13 protein-coding genes are annotated in these 16,548 nt (G+C 64.0%); 5 read left to right on the top strand and 8 right to left on the bottom strand.

The features are described 5' to 3' along the window. Positions 1-101: 101 nt before the first annotated feature. Positions 102-875 (top strand): outer membrane protein assembly factor BamD, encoded by a 774-nt coding sequence (locus tag ACIQ67_RS04180; protein WP_397533110.1) that lies wholly within the window; start codon positions 102-104, stop codon positions 873-875. Positions 876-939: 64 nt separating this feature from the next. Here the strand turns inward: ACIQ67_RS04180 and ACIQ67_RS04185 are convergent, their stop codons facing one another. Together ACIQ67_RS04185 and ACIQ67_RS04190 are read right to left on the bottom strand one after the other, a co-directional pair. Next, entirely contained in the window at positions 940-2,817 is a 1,878-nt protein-coding gene (locus ACIQ67_RS04185; RefSeq protein ID WP_397533111.1) for an ATP-dependent DNA helicase, read from the bottom strand. A 176-nt stretch (positions 2,818-2,993) separates the two neighbouring features. After that, positions 2,994-3,197, bottom strand: a complete 204-nt coding sequence (locus ACIQ67_RS04190) for a YdcH family protein (protein WP_397533094.1) — start codon at positions 3,195-3,197, stop codon at positions 2,994-2,996. Between the two features lie 84 nt (positions 3,198-3,281). Between ACIQ67_RS04190 and ACIQ67_RS04195 the strand changes: the two genes are divergently transcribed. Next, positions 3,282-4,049, top strand: a complete 768-nt coding sequence (locus ACIQ67_RS04195; protein WP_397533095.1) for a PP2C family protein-serine/threonine phosphatase — start codon at positions 3,282-3,284, stop codon at positions 4,047-4,049. Here the strand turns inward: ACIQ67_RS04195 and ACIQ67_RS04200 are convergent. From ACIQ67_RS04200 to ACIQ67_RS04225, 6 genes are all read right to left on the bottom strand, one after another. Continuing rightward, a complete protein-coding gene (locus ACIQ67_RS04200) occupies positions 4,027-4,674 on the bottom strand; it encodes a hypothetical protein (RefSeq protein WP_397533096.1) in 648 nt (215 codons plus the stop codon). The two genes, ACIQ67_RS04195 and ACIQ67_RS04200, sit on opposite strands and share 23 nt — an antisense overlap. A 26-nt stretch (positions 4,675-4,700) precedes the next feature. Then, positions 4,701-5,822 (bottom strand): cell division protein ZapE, encoded by a 1,122-nt coding sequence (gene zapE / locus ACIQ67_RS04205; protein ID WP_397533097.1) that lies wholly within the window; start codon positions 5,820-5,822, stop codon positions 4,701-4,703. After that, the gene (locus ACIQ67_RS04210; protein WP_397533098.1) at positions 5,819-7,435 is read right to left on the bottom strand and encodes a diguanylate cyclase; all 1,617 of its coding nucleotides are present in this window, start codon (positions 7,433-7,435) and stop codon (positions 5,819-5,821) included. Before ACIQ67_RS04210 ends, zapE begins: the two co-directional genes overlap by 4 nt. Before the next feature lie 9 nt (positions 7,436-7,444). Further along, positions 7,445-8,866, bottom strand: a complete 1,422-nt coding sequence (gene lpdA, locus ACIQ67_RS04215; protein WP_397533099.1) for a dihydrolipoyl dehydrogenase — start codon at positions 8,864-8,866, stop codon at positions 7,445-7,447. Positions 8,867-8,881: 15 nt separating this feature from the next. Beyond that, complete coding sequence (odhB, locus tag ACIQ67_RS04220; RefSeq protein ID WP_397533100.1) at positions 8,882-10,141, bottom strand: 2-oxoglutarate dehydrogenase complex dihydrolipoyllysine-residue succinyltransferase; 1,260 nt, start codon at positions 10,139-10,141, stop codon at positions 8,882-8,884. Between the two features lie 116 nt (positions 10,142-10,257). Further along, a complete protein-coding gene (locus tag ACIQ67_RS04225) occupies positions 10,258-13,116 on the bottom strand; it encodes a 2-oxoglutarate dehydrogenase E1 component (protein WP_397533101.1) in 2,859 nt (952 codons plus the stop codon). A 403-nt stretch (positions 13,117-13,519) separates the two neighbouring features. Between ACIQ67_RS04225 and ACIQ67_RS04230 the strand changes: the two genes are divergently transcribed. The 3 genes from ACIQ67_RS04230 (at position 13,520) to ACIQ67_RS04240 (ending at position 16,405) form a co-directional block, all read left to right on the top strand. Next, positions 13,520-14,362 (top strand): 2OG-Fe(II) oxygenase family protein, encoded by an 843-nt coding sequence (locus ACIQ67_RS04230; RefSeq protein WP_397533102.1) that lies wholly within the window; start codon positions 13,520-13,522, stop codon positions 14,360-14,362. A 28-nt stretch (positions 14,363-14,390) separates the two neighbouring features. Continuing rightward, positions 14,391-14,735 (top strand): hypothetical protein, encoded by a 345-nt coding sequence (locus ACIQ67_RS04235; protein WP_397533103.1) that lies wholly within the window; start codon positions 14,391-14,393, stop codon positions 14,733-14,735. An 89-nt stretch (positions 14,736-14,824) separates the two neighbouring features. Continuing rightward, positions 14,825-16,405 (top strand): ABC transporter substrate-binding protein, encoded by a 1,581-nt coding sequence (locus ACIQ67_RS04240; protein ID WP_397533104.1) that lies wholly within the window; start codon positions 14,825-14,827, stop codon positions 16,403-16,405. Positions 16,406-16,548 lie beyond the last annotated feature (143 nt).

Here is a 16,548-nt window from a genome sequence, read left to right on the forward strand (position 1 = left end):
GAGCGCACCGGCAAGGGACCATGACAGATCAAAGCGTGCAGCGCCCCCTGGCCAATGCGGCCAAATCTTCGACTGCGCTGCGCTCACGACTCGCGTCGCTGATGACGGCCAGCCTGTTGGCTTTGCTGGCAGCCTGTTCCTCGACGCCGCCTGAAGATCCGAATTCCCAGGCTGCGCTGGAGAAATTGTACGAAGAGGCCAAGGCCGACATCACAAGCGGCAGCTTCGACCGCGCAATCAAGACACTGGAGCGCATTGAAGGCCGGGCTGCCGGCACACTGATGGGCCAGCAGGCAATGCTGGAACTGGCCTGGGCCCAATACCGCAGCGGTGAACGCGTGCAGGCCGTGGCCACGCTGGATCGCTTCCTGAAACTCAATCCATCGAGTGCTGCGGTCGACTATGCCTATTACATGAAGGGCATCGCCAACTTCAACGAGGATCTGGGGCTGTTCGGCCGCATTGCGCGCCAGGACATCTCCGAACGCGATCAGCAGGCCTCGCGCGACGCCATGCTGGCCTTCCGCCAGGTGGTGGAGCAGTTCCCGAATTCCAAGTACGCAGCCGACGCCCGCGTCCGCATCGACTACATCACCAACACGCTGGCAGCCTACGAGGTGCATGTGGCCCGCTATTACTTCCGTCGCGGCGCGTATGTGGCAGCGGCCAACCGTGCCCAGCAAGCGGTCAAGGAGTTCCAACGCGCACCTGCCGCCGAGGAGGCGCTTTATCTGATGGTTCAAAGCTATGACCGCCTGGGCCTGAAGCCGCTGCGCGACGACGCCGAGCGCGTCCTGCGCCAGAACTTCCCTGAAAGCAGCTACCTGGTGTCGGGCTTCAAGAGCGCCGAGCGCCCCTGGTGGAAGGTCTGGTAAGCCCAGCCGACTGCCATGCCGAAAGGCGCGTGAGGTTCACGCGCCTTTTTTCTTTTCTCACCTATCAGGCGTGGTCCTGAGCCAGCTCTCGAAGCCAGTCCAGCGCCTCGGCTTCGGTCTCCAGTGGCGTCATTGGCGGTAGCGCGGCGCGCAGGCGACGGCCGTAGTTCATGCCGGCCATCCGCGGATCACACACCACCAGCAGACCACGATCGCGCTCACTGCGGATCAGCCGACCGCCCCCCTGCTTCAAGGCAATGGCAGCCTCGGCAATGAAGAACTCCGCGAAGGCGTTGCGGCCCTGCGCTTCAAGGCGCTGCACCCGGGCTTCAACCAGGGGATCGTTGGGCGGCGGAAACGGCAGCTTGTCAATCAGCACGCACTGCAGATCGTCGCCGGGAACATCGATGCCCTCCCAGAAACTCGCCGAGCCCACCAGCACGGCACGGGGATCATCGATGAACTGCTGCAGCAGTTGGCGCTTGGGCGCCGTACCCTGGACCAGCACCCGGATCGCGTCCTGCGCCAAGGCCTCGTGCAAGGCTTCGCCAATCGTCTGCAGGGCGCGCAACGTCGTCGTCAGCACGAAGCTGCGTCCGCCGAGACTGCGCGCACAGCGGGCTGCCAGCGCAGCAACCTGCTGCGCATGTTCAGGCTCGTTGGGCTTGGGAAAGCGCCGCGGCACATAAAGGCGCGCATGGTTCGGATAGTCGAATGGACTACCCACGCGCAGCACCGTCGCATCATCCAACCCGGCCGGCTCGGTGAACCAGGAGAGGCGCTCGTCGTCACCCAGCGTGGCTGAGGTGAAGATCCAGGCCTTGGCCGGTCCTTCCAGTTGCTCCTGCATCGCCTGACGGATATCCAGCGGCGACTCCACCAGGCGCGCCTGCTGCGGGCTCAGGTCAATCCAACGCACCGCGCCATCCGCAGCCGGCTGCGCGAACAGGCGGGCCAATTCAGCCAACTGCTCGGCACGCTCGTGCAGCCGTACGAAATCCGGCGAGATTTCGGTGACGGTCGACAATGTCCGGACCGCCAAGTCGGCCAGCACCTCGACTTCCTGCAGCGCCGCAAGAAAGGCGGGCGTCTGCGCGCGTTCCTGCCAGCGCAGCTTGATCAGGCCGCGCACGTCTCGCCCGCCGCTAGCCAGCGCCCCAGCACAGGCCAGCCGCAACTCCCGCGCCGCCTTCTCGCATCGTGCCTGCAGACCCTGCCAATCCTGAAGGCCGCGCGCCTCAGACAAGCCCTGGGCCAGCACATCGCGCGCGAAATCGATCAGTTGCCCGGTGCCCAGCATGGTGCCGAGAAACTGCACCCCCGCTTCTGCCAACTGGTGAGCCTCATCGAACACCGCCACATCGACCGTCGGCAACAATTCCGCCACACCGCTGTCGCGCAAGGCCATGTCGGCGAAAAACAGGTGATGGTTGACCACCACCACATCAGCATCCATCGCGTCGCGCCTGGCCTTCACCACATGGCAGCCGCGAAACTCCGGGCATTCCGTGCCAAGGCAGTTGTCGCGCGTTGAACTGACGATGGGGATGATGGGCGATCGCTCATCCAGGCCCTCGATCTCGGCAAAGTCACCGCTGCGCGTCTGCTGCGCCCACTGCTCGATGCGGGCCAGCGCCATGACCGAGCGTCGATCAGGCAGCTCTGCCGTGTGGCGAGCGAGGTTCATGCGGTGCAGGCAAAGATAGCTGCCGCGCCCCTTGAGCAAGGCGATGCGCAAAGGCACCTGAAGCGCTTCGCACAGGCGGGGCAGATCGCGCAGGAACAGCTGATCCTGAAGGCTCTTGGTGGCGGTGCTGATCAGGGCCCGTCCACCGGACAGCAGCGCGGGAACCAGGTAGGCAAAGGTCTTGCCGACACCGGTCCCGGCCTCGACCACCAAAGTCTCGCGCCGTGCCACGGCCCGCGCCACGGCCATACTCATCTGGAGTTGGGCTTGTCTGGGCTTGTAGCCGGCGTCCGCGCGCGACAGTGGGCCGCCCAGATCGAAGGCCGCGGCCACCCACTGTTCAAGTTCGCTGAGATCGCTCTTCGCTTCGGCTTCGCTCAAATGGGATTGCCGCGCGGGCCCTCGTCGCTCATCGCTGATAAAGCCCGGCTTCAGGCCGGCTCGTCGGGTTCATTGGCCTGTTCGAGGCGCACAATCTGGTCGCGCAGCAACAAGCGCCGCTTCTTCAGTCGTCGCAGCGTCAGCTCATCGAGGGGCAGCTGCTGCGACAACTGATCGATCATCACGTCCAAATCAGCATGCTCCATGCGCAACTCGATCAGACGGCGCGACAGGGAGTGAAGTTGTTCGTCCATAAGTGGCCTGCACGGGCCTTTGCCTGAGGGGGTGGACGGGCTGCATGCCCGGACCGTCACCCTGGTGCGATTATAGTTTTCGACATGACCCGCAATACACCAGGCTTCAGACTCAATGCCGCGACAGGCACACATCGCGGTGATCGGCAGTATCAGCAGGATCAGGTCGAGGTGATCAGCCATCCCCGTGTGGCTGGCTGCGTGCTCGCCGTCGTGGCGGATGGCATGGGCGGCAAGAGCGGCGGGCGCAAGGCTGCTGACCAGGTGCTGCTGACGGCACACCAGCTTTTCGAGCGCTTCGTTCCCAGCGAGGAAAGCCCGGCCGAGCTGTTGGCCCAGCTCGCTGCAGAGGCGCATCTGATGATCAAGCTCACCGCACTGTCTGCCGAAGAAGAGCCGCACAGCACCCTGGCGGCATTTCTGATCACCGGCGGCCGCAGCTGCTACTGGCTGCACACGGGCGATTCAAGGCTGTACCACTTCAGGGGCACCGAGCTCCTGAAGCGCAGCCGCGATCACAGCTATGTGCAACGCCTGATCGACGAAGGCCAGCTGACCGAGGCTGAGGCCGAGGTGCATCCCCAGTCCAACCTGCTGACCGGATGCCTGGGCACCGAGCAAGAGCCCGTCCCCAGCCCCGATGTGATCGAGCGCCTGGAAGTCGGCGACACGCTGATGGCCTGCACCGACGGGCTGTGGCATTACTTCACGCCGCGTGAGCTCGGCACCGTGCTGCACAACCTGAGCCCCCGCGAGGCGGCCGAGTTGCTGGTCAGCAAGGCGCGCGAGCGTGCCCGCGGCAGCGGCGACAACCTGTCGCTGGCGATCGTCAGGGTCGAGGCGCTGAACTAGCGGGCGAGGACGCGCGCAGCGCAGCCAAGGCCGCAGCGCTCGGCAGCGGCAAGCTGGCGGCCGGCGGCTTGCCCTCGGCTGTCTTGCCGGATTTGCCAGCGTCATGGGCCTTCTCGGCCTGACGCTGCTCGATCTGCTGGCGCTGCTGCTGGCTGCGCAGGCGCTGGCTCTCGGCCCGTTCGGCGGCGCGCTGTACCGCCTGCTGCTGCCTTGCAAGCTCTGCAGCTTCGGCATCCTGACCGCCGGCACGGCTCGTCGGGCGCACTGGTGGCACCGACGCGGCAGGGGCCGCCGCGACCGCTGGCGCCATCTGCTGATGCGCGTCTCGCAACGCCGCGTCGCGCTGCTTGTCACGCACGCGCAACTCCTGGGCGTCAGCTCGCTCCTTGCGCTCCAGGTCGGCCAGCTCAACCTCACGGCGCTGCAGCGGCGCCAGAGCGGCGCTGCGTTCGCGCCGCGCAGCATCCTGGCAGCCCACCACATCGAAACGCCCCGCGCAGGCGACCCTGGCCTGCTCGGCCCGGGCCTCGATCTGACGACGCTGGGCAGCGAGCTGCGCGCGCTCGTCAGCCGCTGCCGGGGTGGCGCCAGTCCAGGCTGGTGTCGCCAGGACCAGCAGGGCCACCACGCAACAATGAATCGCTGGCCGCCTCATGTCAGCGAGGTATCCACTTCGCGCCGCTCCAGGGCCAGGTACTCGGACGACTGCATCTCCTGCAAGCGCGAGACGGTACGCGGGAATTCATGCGCCAGCGGGCCTTCGGTGTACAGCTGCTCCGGGGGCACAGCCGCCGAAATGATCAGCTTGACGCGCCGGTCATAGAGCACGTCCACCAGCCAGGTGAAGCGCCGTGCCTCGCTGGCCAGGCGCACCGGCATCTCAGGCACATCGGACAGGATCAAGGTGTGGAACTGTGACGCCAGCTCCAGGTAATCGTTCTGCGAACGCGGCCCGCCGCACAGTGTGCGGAAGTCAAACCAGACCACACCGCCGGCACGGCGTTGCGCACGCAGTTCACGGTGCTCGATGTAAAGCAGGGGGCTCTCATCGCGTGTTTCGGCGAGCGACTCGAAGGCCTGGGTCAGCGCGACATCGGCCTTGTCGTCGAGCGGGCAGTGATACAGCTCCACATGCTCCAGCGAACGCTGGCGATAGTCGGTGCCGTTGTCGACATTGATGACCTCCAGTTTCTGCTTCAACAGCTCGATGGCGGGCAGGATGCGGTCGCGATGCAGACCGTTGGGATAAAGCCCGTCAGGATGGAAGTTGGAGGTCGTGACGATGGAGACACGGTGCTTGAACATCGAATCCAGCAGCCTGTGCAGAATCATCGCGTCGGTCACGTCTGCCACATGGAACTCATCGAAACAGATAAGGCGGAAGCGCTTGGCGATGCGCTTGCCAAGCTCTTCCAGCGGATCGGCGATGCCCTTCAGGTCCTGCAGCTCGCGGTGCACCTCGCGCATGAACTCATGGAAGTGCAGCCGCGTCTTGCGCTTCAGTGGCACGGCCTGAAAGAAGCAGTCCATCAGGAAGCTCTTGCCGCGCCCGACACCGCCATACATGTAGACGCCACGCGGCAGCGGCGGACGCACCAGCAGTTTAGTCACGGCGTTACTGCGTCGCGCCAGATAGGCCAGCCATTCGTCATGACAGCGCTGCAAAGCGGCAACAGCGCGCAGTTGCGCCGGGTCGCTGACATAGCCGCGCTGGACGAGTTGCTCCTCGTACAAGCTCTCCACACCGCTCTTCACTGATCCCTGTTCGCTCATGCATCTATCCGGTTGCGTCCTGCGCGCTTGGCGCCATAAAGTTTGGCATCGGCCCGCGCGATGGCATGTTCAAACGCCTCACCGGGCGCCACCATCACCAGGCCGGCGCTGAGGGTGATGACGAGCCCCGGCGCATGACGGGACCAGTCATGGCTCTGGATGCGCTGGTGCAGCCGCTCAATCACCGCCAAGGCAGCACCCGTCTGCTGCTCGGCCAGCAGCACCGTGAACTCCTCACCGCCGTAGCGCGCGAGGCAGTCGGGCGCCCGTAAAGACTCAGCCATCAGCTGGGAGCATTGGCGCAGCACGATATCGCCGACCAGATGTGAGAACTGATCGTTGACCCGCTTGAAATGGTCGACATCCAGCATCGCCAGGGCAAAGCTCTCACCAGCATCCGAGAGATCGCGGTAAGCCTTTTCAAGGCCGCGCCGGTTGGCAACGCCGGTCAGGCCGTCGGTCAGCGCCTGCTGCCTGACCTCCTGCACATGGTGGGTGAGGCCGCGGTTGCGCTCACGCAGCTCGGCGTTCTCGAGCCGCATGGCCTGGTCGGAGACCCGGGCGCTGAGATCGGCAATCTGGGCATTCATGGCCGATAGCAGCACATGCACGGTCTTGGCATAGTGCTGACGTCCCAGCTCGAAAGCCTGCTCAAACTCATCGCGGAGCGCATGCAACTCACATCGCCGCAGCAACTCCCGGCTGGCATGCGGCGCAGCGATCTGTGTCGAGAGCACGAGGGCCTCATCGGCACATTGCCGCGCGGCCTCGGCCTCGCCGAGTTGTTTCAACACAGCCGCCAGACGCAGTTGCACATCGCGGCGCGCCACCAGCGTCGCGTTGGGCTGGCCCACCGCGGCTTCGCTCAACAACTCGCGTGCTTCAGCCAGGCGCCCAAGGCGGGCAAACAGGCCGCCAGCGAACTCGCAATACCGCATGCGCGCGAACGGCGTGCCCAGTGAGCGCGCCAGCGTCGACAACTCAGGTTCATGCCCCAGCAACTCGAAACGCAGGCGGTGGCTTTCAACACCGTTGAGCCACGCGGCCTGGTCCATCGCATCAAGCCCGGTGGTGCAGTGGTTGAACAGGGACCAGAAGCGCAGGGCATCAGTCTCGCTGACTGCAAGTGCCTGGCGCGAAGCTTCCAGTGCCTGCTCAAACATCCCCAGCGCTCGATAGCTCAGCAGCAGGCAGGTGTAGACCAGGCGTCGCGTCAGCGCTGGCATGCCCGGGTCGACAAAGCGGATGGCAGCGTCGACCGCCAACACCGCTTCCGCCGGGCGGTCATCCTCGGCGAGCGCTGACGCCTGCACCGCCCAGCCGGAAGCGCCGAGCGCCCTGTCATCCAAGGAACTGCCAAGCTCGAGCACACGCTGACCCCACTGGATCGACTCGGGCCGCCGGCGCATATTGCCGAACAGACGTGCCAGGATCAGGGCCGCTTCAGCCTCGCCGCGGGTTTCGCCGCGCGCCTGACAATCTGCCACCAGGTCAAGCCCGAGCCGCTCGACGTCCGCATAACGGCCGTCGAGCAAGGCTTGCCTTGCCGCTTCCAGCCGCGCCTCGGTCTCAGCCAGCACTGGCTGTCCCGTGGCGGTCGGCTGCAAGCTCATGCAGACACTTCAGAAGTTCAGCGTGCGCTTGTCGACCGCGAGCGCAGCCTCCTTGGTCGACTCCGACAGCGAGGGATGCGCGTGACAGATGCGCGCGATGTCCTCGGCCGAGGCTTTGAACTCCATCGCCACCACCGCTTCCGAGATCAGCTCGGAGGCCATCGGGCCGATGATGTGCACGCCCAGGATTTCGTCGGTCTTGGCGTCAGCCAGGAACTTGACGAAGCCGTTGGTGTCGCCCAGCGCACGCGCGCGGCCGTTCGCCAGGAAGGGGAATTGGCCGGCCTTGTAAGCCACGCCGTCAGACTTCAGCTGCTGCTCGGTGCGGCCGACCCAGGCGATCTCGGGGCTGGTGTAGATGACCCAGGGGATGGTGTTGAAGTTCACATGCCCATGCTGGCCGGCGATGCGCTCGGCCACGGCCACGCCCTCTTCCTCGGCCTTGTGCGCCAGCATCGGGCCGCGCACCACATCGCCCACCGCCCAGACATTGGGCAGGTTGGTCTTGCAGTTTTCGTCCACCACGATGGCGCCGCGCTCGTCGAGCTTCAGGCCCACCGCGTCGACGTTCAGGCCGATGGTGTTGGGCACGCGGCCGATCGAGACGATCAGCTTGTCCACTTCCAGCGTCTGGGCTTCGCCCTTGGCATTGGCGTATGCGACGCTAACACCCTTCTTGCCCGTCTTGACTTCACTGATCTTGACGCCCAGCTCGATGTTCAGGCCCTGCTTCTTGAAAAGCTTGGCCGCTTCCTTGGCCACGCCTTCATCGACGGCAGCCAGGAAAGTCGGCAGACCTTCCAGGACCGTGACCTCGGCGCCCAGACGGCGCCAGACCGATCCCATCTCCAGGCCGATCACGCCGGAGCCGATCACGCCCAGCTTCTTGGGCACGGTGCCCAGGCGCAGCGCGCCGTCGTTGGACAGGATGTTCTCTTCGTCGAAGGCCGCGCCGGGCAGCTGGCGGGCGTTCGAGCCGGTGGCGACGATCACATGCTTGGCGACGATCACTTCCTCGCCGGCCTTGATCTCATAGCCACTGTCCTTGGCGGCGACGAAGCTGCCGCGGCCATGGAAGAACGTGACCTTGTTCTTCTTGAGCAGGTAGAGGATGCCGTCGTTATTCTGCTTCACCACGGCGTCCTTGCGGGCGACCATCTTGGCGACATCCATCTTGATGTTGTCAGCCGTGATGCCGTGATCGGCGAAGTGGTGGTTGGCGTGCTCGAAGTGCTCGCTGGACTGCAGCAGTGCCTTGGACGGAATGCAGCCGACGTTGGTGCAGGTGCCACCCGGTGCCGGGCCGCCCTTTTCATTCTTCCACTCGTCGATGCAGGCGGTGTTGAAACCCAGCTGGGCCGCGCGGATCGCCGCGATATAGCCGCCGGGGCCTCCGCCGATGACGACGACGTCAAATTGCTTGGTGCTCATGAACTCGTCTCCGGCTTAGATATCAAAGAGAAGACGAGCCGGATCTTCCAGCGCTTCCTTCATCGTGACCAGACCAAGGACGGCCTCGCGACCATCGATGATGCGGTGGTCATAGGACATCGCCAGATAGTTGATCGGGCGCACCACCACCTGGCCGTTCTCGACCACGGCGCGGTCCTTGGTCGCGTGCACGCCCAGGATGGCCGACTGCGGCGGGTTGATGATGGGGGTCGACAGCATCGAGCCGAAGGTGCCGCCGTTGGAGATCGAGAAGGTGCCGCCGGTCAGGTCGTCCAGCGAGATCTTGCCTTCCTTGGCCTTCTGGCCGAATTCGGCAATCTTCTTCTCGATGTCGGCGAAGCTCAGCTGGTCGGCATTGCGAATGATGGGCACGACCAGACCGCGCGGCGAGCCGACGGCGATGCCGATGTCGAAGTAGCCGTGATAGACGATGTCGTTGCCGTCCACCGAGGCGTTCAGCACCGGATACTTCTTCAGCGCAGCGACTGCGGCCTTGACGAAGAAGCTCATGAAGCCCAGCTTGACGCCGTGTTCCTTCTCAAACTTCTCCTGGAACTTCTTGCGCATCTCCATCACCGGCGCCATGTTCACTTCATTGAACGTGGTCAGGATGGCGTTGGTCGCTTGCGATTGCAGCAGACGCTCGGCCACACGGGCACGCAGGCGCGTCATGGGCACGCGCTGCTCGGGGCGGTCACCCAGATTGACGGCAGCCGGTGCGGCGACAGCCGGCAGCGGCTTGGCGACCGACGCGGCGACAGGCGCCGCGACCGGTGCGGGCACCGCGGCCTTGGCACCACCGGCCACAGCAGCCAGCACGTCACCCTTGGTCACGCGGCCATCCTTGCCGGTGCCGGCGACATCGCCGGTCGACAGGCCGTTGTCGGCCAGCAGCTTGGCAGCGGCCGGCATGGCGACGTCACCCTTGCCGGCAGTTGCGGGAGCCGCTGCAGCAGGCGCAGCAGCAGGTGCTGCAGCGACAGCCGGTGCGGCGGCCACGGCGCCAGCCTTGCCTTCGCTGTCGATACGGGCGATGACTTCTTCGCTGACAACACTGGAGCCATCCGCCTTGACGATCTCGGCCATCACACCAGCGCTGGGGGCCGGCACTTCCAGCACCACCTTGTCGGTCTCGATCTCGACCAGGATCTCGTCGATGGCGACAGCCTCGCCGGGCTTCTTCTTCCAGGTCAGCAGCGTGCCTTCAGCCACGGATTCAGACAGTTGGGGAACTTTGACTTCTACGATTGCCATGATGTTGTTTCTCTCTCGGTTTTGGTAAACCGGAGCCTCGCGCCTGCCGGCTGGACGCACCCGATCAGGGTGCGCACGGCCGGAGTTATGACGGCGCGACAGCGTCCGTCATAACGTTATTTGGTGAGGATGAAGCCCTTGAGCTTGCCGAAAGCCTGGTCCAGCAATGCCTTCTGCTGGTCCTGGTGCAGGTGCGCATAGCCGACAGCCGGCGAGGCCGAGGCCGGACGACCAGCGTAGCCAAGCTTCTGGCCGTCGGCCATGTTCTCGTGCACATAGTGCTGCACGAAGAACCAGGCGCCCTGGTTCTGCGGCTCGTCCTGGCACCAGACGATCTCCGCCAGGTTCGGGTACTTCTTCAGCTCAGCGGCGAAGGCCTTGTGCGGGAAAGGATAGAGCTGCTCGACGCGGACGATGGCCACGTCGCTCGACTTCTTCTCTTCGCGCTTCTTGACCAGGTCGTAGTAGACCTTGCCCGAGCAGGCGATCACGCGCTTGACCTTGCTGGCGTCGATGTCGGCGCTCTGCTCGCCAATGACGGTCTTGAACTCGCCCTTGGTGAAGTCCGACAGCGGCGAGGTCGCGTCCTTGTTACGCAGCAGCGACTTCGGCGTCATGATGACCAGCGGCTTGCGGAACATGCGTAGCTGCTGACGACGCAGCAGGTGGAAAATCTGCGCAGCCGAAGTCGGCTGCACCACCTGCATATTGTTGTCGGCGGCCAGCTGCATGAAGCGCTCCAGACGCGCCGAGCTGTGCTCCGGGCCCTGGCCTTCGTAGCCGTGTGGCAGCATCAGCGTCAGGCCATTGGAGCGGCCCCATTTCACTTCACCGGAAGCGATGAACTGGTCGATCACGACCTGCGCGCCGTTGACGAAGTCGCCGAACTGGGCTTCCCAGATCGTCAGCGTCACCGGATCGGCAGAGGCGTAACCGTATTCGAAGCCCAGCACCGCCTCTTCGGAGAGGATGGAGTCGATCACGACGAAAGGTGCCTGGCCTTCAGCGACGTTCTGCAGCGGGATGTAGGTGCCTTCGTCGAACTTCTCGCGGTTCTGATCGTGCAGCACGGCATGGCGGTGCACGAAGGTGCCGCGACCGCAGTCTTCGCCCGACAGACGCACCGGATAGCCGGAGGCAACCAGGGAGGCGAAGGCCATGTGTTCGCCCATGCCCCAGTCCACGTTGATCTCGCCACGGCCCATCGCGGCGCGGTCAGCGATGACCTTCTCGACCAGGCTGTGCGGTTTGAAGTTGGCGGGGATGGTGGTGATCTTCTCGGCCAGGCGCTTGAACTCGGCCACCGGCAGCGCGGTATCACAGCTGTCGGTCCACTTCTTGCCCAGGTACGGCGACCAGTCGGTTGCGTACTTGCTCTTGAAGTTGGTCAGCACCGGGTCCACCGTGTGGCGGCCTTCGTCCATCGCGGCACGGAAGGCCTTGACCATGGCATCGGGGCCGTCCGCAGGCAGCACGCCCTGGGCAACGAGCTTGTCGCCATACAGCTTGCGCGTGCCCGGATGCTGGGCGATCTTCTTGTACATCAGCGGCTGGGTCAGCGCCGGCGTGTCTTGCTCGTTGTGGCCCAACTTGCGGAAGCAGACGATGTCGACGACGACGTCCTTCTTGAACTGCTGGCGGTATTCCAGAGCCAGCTGCGTGCACAGCACGACGGCTTCCGGATCGTCGCCATTCACGTGCAGCACGGGCGCCTCGATCATCTTGACCACGTCCGAGCAGTACAGCGTCGAGCGGGTGTCGCGCGGGTCCGAGGTGGTGAAGCCGATCTGGTTGTTGATCACCAGATGCACCGTGCCGCCGGTGAAATAGCCGCGTGTCTGGGCCAGCGCCAGCGTCTCCATCACCACGCCCTGGCCGGCGAAGGCCGCATCGCCGTGCACCAGCACCGGCAGCACCTGAGCGCCGTCTTTGTCGCCGCGGCGATCCATACGCGCCTTGACCGAGCCCTCGACCACCGGGTTGACGATCTCAAGGTGCGAAGGGTTGAAGGCCAGTGACAGGTGGACCGGGCCGCCAGGGCTGGTCACGTCGCTAGAGAAACCCTGGTGGTACTTGACGTCACCTGCCGGCAGGTCTTCCGGCGCCTTGTGCTCGAACTCGGCGAACAGGTCCTTGGGCATCTTGCCCAGCGTATTGACCAGCACGTTCAGGCGTCCGCGGTGGGCCATGCCGATCACGATTTCCTGCACGCCCTTGGCGCCGGCAGTCTGGACCAGCTCGTCCATCGAGGCGATGAAGCTCTCGCCGCCTTCCAGCGAGAATCGCTTCTGGCCCACATACTTGGTGTGCAGATAGCGCTCCAGGCCTTCGGCTGCGGTCAGGCGGTCGAGGATGTGCTTCTTCTTCTCGGGCGTGAAGCCGGGCTTGGAGCGGATGGCTTCCAGTCGCTCCTGCCACCAGCGCTTCTCGATCTGATCAGTGGTGTGCATGTACTCGGCGCCGATGGAGCCGCAGTACGTTTCACGCAAGGCCTGCACGATTTCGCGCAGGGTCATGTTCTCAGCCTTGCTGAAATAGGTGTTCGTGGCACTGAACGAGATGTCCATATCGGACTCGCTCAGGTCATAGAAGCCCGGCTCCAGCTCGGGAATCTTGGGGCGCTCGGTGCGCTTGAGCGGGTCCAGATCGGCCCAGCGCGAGCCGACATTGCGGTAGGCGGCGATCAGCGACTGCACATGCACCTGCTTGCGTGCAACGGCGAGGTCGGTACCGGAGGCCTTGTTGCCGAAGGCATTGGCCTTGGCTCGCTGTGCAAAGGACTCGATCACGGGCGCATGGGCCACATCGCGCGAGTCAGTGCCATCAGTGGCAGGCACATGCTGCAAGGCGTCGAAGTAAGCCCGCCAGTTGTCGGGCACGGAGCCGGGATTGTCGAGGTAGGCCTCGTACATTTCCTCGACATACGGGGCATTGCCCCCGAACAGGTACGAGTTAGACCTGTATTGCTGCATCATTTTCGCTCACCTCTCACCCCGGTTTCCAGGGCTTTGGCTGGTTGACAAACCTTCCGCGACACGGCTCGACCGGTTGGCGGATTGCGACCCGCCTTCACTGTTGCCAGAAAAGGGGACGGGAAGGACCAATAGTTCCAAGGCCTGCACTGTAGCACCCACGGCTGACGTCACGTATACGCAGTACTACAGCGTTGTCGGCACAAATCGACGCCGCTGAAGCCGTCTGATGATGCGTGCTGTGGCGCCTGTCCGGTTCGTTGTGCCAGGTCTTGCTGCAACAAGACCGACCTGCAGCGGATATCCAATAGCAAACGTTTGCCACGTGAATGAGCCTGCCCTAAACTCTGTCTGCGGCCCTGCCCCACGATTGAATGGCGCGGCTGCGGGACGTCCAGGAGATCCCATGCAAGTCAAAGTCGTTGACTACCGCGCGGCCGACGCCGCCGAGCAATTCACCCGCTCCCTGCACGAGACCGGCTTCGGCGTGCTCGTGAACCATCCGATCCAGCAGGCGCTGGTCGAGAAAATCTACGCCGACTGGCTGAGTTTCTTCAACGGTCAGAGCAAGCACGATTTCGCCTTTTCCAAGGAGAAGCAGGACGGCTACTTCTCCACTGAGATTTCAGAGACGGCCAAGGGCTTCACCCAGAAGGACATCAAGGAGTACTTCCACGTCTACCCCTGGGGCCGCATCCCGGAGCAACTCAGAGCCGATGCGATGAGCTACTACGAGCAGGCCAACTCGCTGGCTGCAGAGTTGCTGTCCTGGGTTGAGCGCTACACACCGCCAGCCATTTCCGAGCACTATCGCGAACCCCTATCCCAGATGATCCGTGATAGCCAGCAAACCCTGCTGCGCGTGCTTCGCTACCCGCCGCTAACTGGCCTTGAGCCCGCCGGGTCTCTGAGGGCCGCCCCCCACGGCGACATCAATCTGCTCACCATCCTGCCCGCTGCCAACGAGCCCGGCCTGCAGGTCCTGGGAACGGATGGGCAGTGGTTCGACGTGCCCTGCGACTTCGGCACGCTGATCATCAACATCGGCGACATGCTGCAAGAAGCTTCGCAGGGCTACTACCCGTCGACCCAGCACCGGGTGGTGAATCCCACTGGCGAAGGCGCGAAACGCAGCCGCGTGTCTTTGCCCCTGTTCCTGCACCCGCGCGACGAAGTGGTGCTGTCGGACCGCTACACAGCTCACAGCTACCTCGAAGAGCGCCTGCGCGAACTGGGCGTCAAGAGCTAAGGCTCGCACAGCTGTCCTAAAGTGACGCATGCCCAAGTCACGCGGACCGCAGATCATCCACATCCAGCCGGAAGCCCCGGCCAAACCCGCTGTCGGCCAGCCCTGCAACGGCTGCGGCCTGTGCTGCCTGGCTGAGCCCTGTCCCGTCGGCGTGGTGTTGAGCCGCCGGCGGCACGGTGCCTGCGTGGCCCTGCGATGGCTGCCGATGGAGCGCCGCTACAGTTGCGGCGTCATGCGCTGGCAGGGCCAATCGACCGTGACACGCCTGCTGGAGCGTCCGTTACGCGCCTGGATGGCGCGCATGATCGCGGCCGGGCAGGGCTGCGATGCCACGCTTGAGGCTGAGGTACCAAAGGCAGCAGAGGAGCCCTGATCCAAGGCTGCGGGCAAGTCACTAGAAACGCCAACAGCCGATGCCGCTAGGATCACCACTCCCTACTGAAACCCTCGGAGTGAGCCTCGATGAACCACAAGCTCAAGCTGGCAACGCTGTCTCTTGCTCTCGGCCTGATGGCCGCCACGTCGGCTCAGGCCGTGCCACTGCGCTGGGCTGCGCAGAATGACATCCTGACGATGGATCCGCACTCGCAAAACCATGCGACGACCAATGCGATCCTGATGCATGCCTATGAAGGCCTGACACGCTACAGCAGCAAGTACGAAGTCGAACCCGCACTGGCCACCAAGTGGACCTACATCAACCCCACGCAGGTGCGATTCGAACTGCGCAAGGGCGTGAAGTTTCACGACGGCTCTGCCTTCACCGCCGACGACGTGGTGTTCTCCTTCGGCCGCATCAAGCAGCCGCAGGGCACGATGCAGATCTACGTCACCGGCATCAAGGAAGTGAAGAAGATTGACAGCCACACGATCGACCTGATTCTGGAGGCGCCGAACCCGATCCTGCTGCGCAACATCATCGACTTCCGCATCATGAGCAAGGCCTGGGCGGAGAAGAACAACTCCGTCAATACCCAGGACTACAAAGCCAAGGAAGACAACTTCGCTTCGCGCAATGTGATGGGCACCGGCGCTTATCGCATCACCGGCTGGCAGCCTGACCAGAAGGTCTCGATGGTGCAGAACCCCGAGTGGTGGGACAAGGCCCGCGCCAGCAACATCTCTGAAGTGAGCTACCTGCCGATCAAGTCTGACCCGACCCGAGTGGCCGCCCTGCTGTCAGGCGATGTGGATCTGCTGACCGACCTGCCGACCCAGGACGTGGCCCGGCTGAAGGCTGACCCCAAGCTGAAGATCATCGAAGGCCCTGAAGTCCGCACCATCTTCTTCGCGATGGACCAGGGCAGCGATGAACTCAAGGGCTCCAGCGTCAAGGGCAAGAACCCCTTCAAGGACAAGCGTGTGCGCGAGGCCATGAACGTCGCCATCGACCGCGAGGCCATCAAGCGCACCATCATGCGCGGCCTGTCGATTCCGGCCGCCATCATGGTGGCCCCGGGCGTCAACGGCAACACGCCTGACATTGATCAGCCGATCAAGGCTGATGTGGAGAAGGCAAAGAAGTTGATGGCCGAAGCTGGCTATCCGGACGGTTTCGACGTGCAGCTGAACTGCCCGAACAACCGCTACGTCAACGACGAGGAAGTCTGCCAGGCCGCAGTCTCGATGTGGGCCAAGATCGGCATCAAGGCACGATTGGTCGCCACCCCGATGGCGCAGCACAGCCTGACGTTCCAGAAGTTCGAAACGTCGCTGTACATGCTGGGCTGGGGCGTCACCACCTACGACGCGCAGTACGCACTGCAGTCGCTGGTGCGCACCAAGACGACGGGCGCCGACGGCAACTTCAATTACTCGAAGGTCAGCGACGCCAAGATCGACCAGCTGGTCGATGCGATGAAGACCGAGACAGATGTTCCCAAGCGCAACGCCATGATCAAGGAAGCGCTGCTGCGCACCCGTGACGAGCACCTGTTCGTGCCGCTGCACCACCAGATGCGCCCCTGGGCCATGCGCGCCAATGTGCAGACCGTGCATCGCTCGGACGACCGCCCGGAAGCCCGCTTCACCAGCATCAAGTAAGCGTCCTGCGCGTTTGAACAGAAAGCCGCCTTCGGGCGGCTTTCTTCATGTGCGCTCAGCATGAGCGCACTCTTGCGGGTGCAAGTCCCGCCGTAAGTTGATCACAGCGAACGAAGCGAAGCGCAACTGCACGAGGGCGACCG

Source organism: Roseateles sp., from assembly GCF_044373315.1.
GTDB lineage: Bacteria > Pseudomonadota > Gammaproteobacteria > Burkholderiales > Burkholderiaceae_C > JACDQM01.

Excerpts from the sequence above, each read along its gene's own strand:
- ACIQ67_RS04180 (WP_397533110.1), top strand. The coding sequence starts at position 102 with ATGACGGCCAGCCTGTTGGCTTTGCTGGCAGCCTGTTCCTCGACGCCG.
- ACIQ67_RS04185 (WP_397533111.1), bottom strand. The coding sequence starts at position 2,817 with ATGAGTATGGCCGTGGCGCGGGCCGTGGCACGGCGCGAGACTTTGGTG.
- ACIQ67_RS04190 (WP_397533094.1), bottom strand. The coding sequence starts at position 3,197 with ATGGACGAACAACTTCACTCCCTGTCGCGCCGTCTGATCGAGTTGCGC.
- ACIQ67_RS04195 (WP_397533095.1), top strand. The coding sequence starts at position 3,282 with ATGACCCGCAATACACCAGGCTTCAGACTCAATGCCGCGACAGGCACA.
- zapE (WP_397533097.1), bottom strand. The coding sequence starts at position 5,822 with ATGAGCGAACAGGGATCAGTGAAGAGCGGTGTGGAGAGCTTGTACGAG.
- ACIQ67_RS04210 (WP_397533098.1), bottom strand. The coding sequence starts at position 7,435 with ATGAGCTTGCAGCCGACCGCCACGGGACAGCCAGTGCTGGCTGAGACC.
- lpdA (WP_397533099.1), bottom strand. The coding sequence starts at position 8,866 with ATGAGCACCAAGCAATTTGACGTCGTCGTCATCGGCGGAGGCCCCGGC.
- odhB (WP_397533100.1), bottom strand. The coding sequence starts at position 10,141 with ATGGCAATCGTAGAAGTCAAAGTTCCCCAACTGTCTGAATCCGTGGCT.
- ACIQ67_RS04225 (WP_397533101.1), bottom strand. The coding sequence starts at position 13,116 with ATGATGCAGCAATACAGGTCTAACTCGTACCTGTTCGGGGGCAATGCC.
- ACIQ67_RS04230 (WP_397533102.1), top strand. The coding sequence starts at position 13,520 with ATGCAAGTCAAAGTCGTTGACTACCGCGCGGCCGACGCCGCCGAGCAA.
- ACIQ67_RS04235 (WP_397533103.1), top strand. The coding sequence starts at position 14,391 with ATGCCCAAGTCACGCGGACCGCAGATCATCCACATCCAGCCGGAAGCC.
- ACIQ67_RS04240 (WP_397533104.1), top strand. The coding sequence starts at position 14,825 with ATGAACCACAAGCTCAAGCTGGCAACGCTGTCTCTTGCTCTCGGCCTG.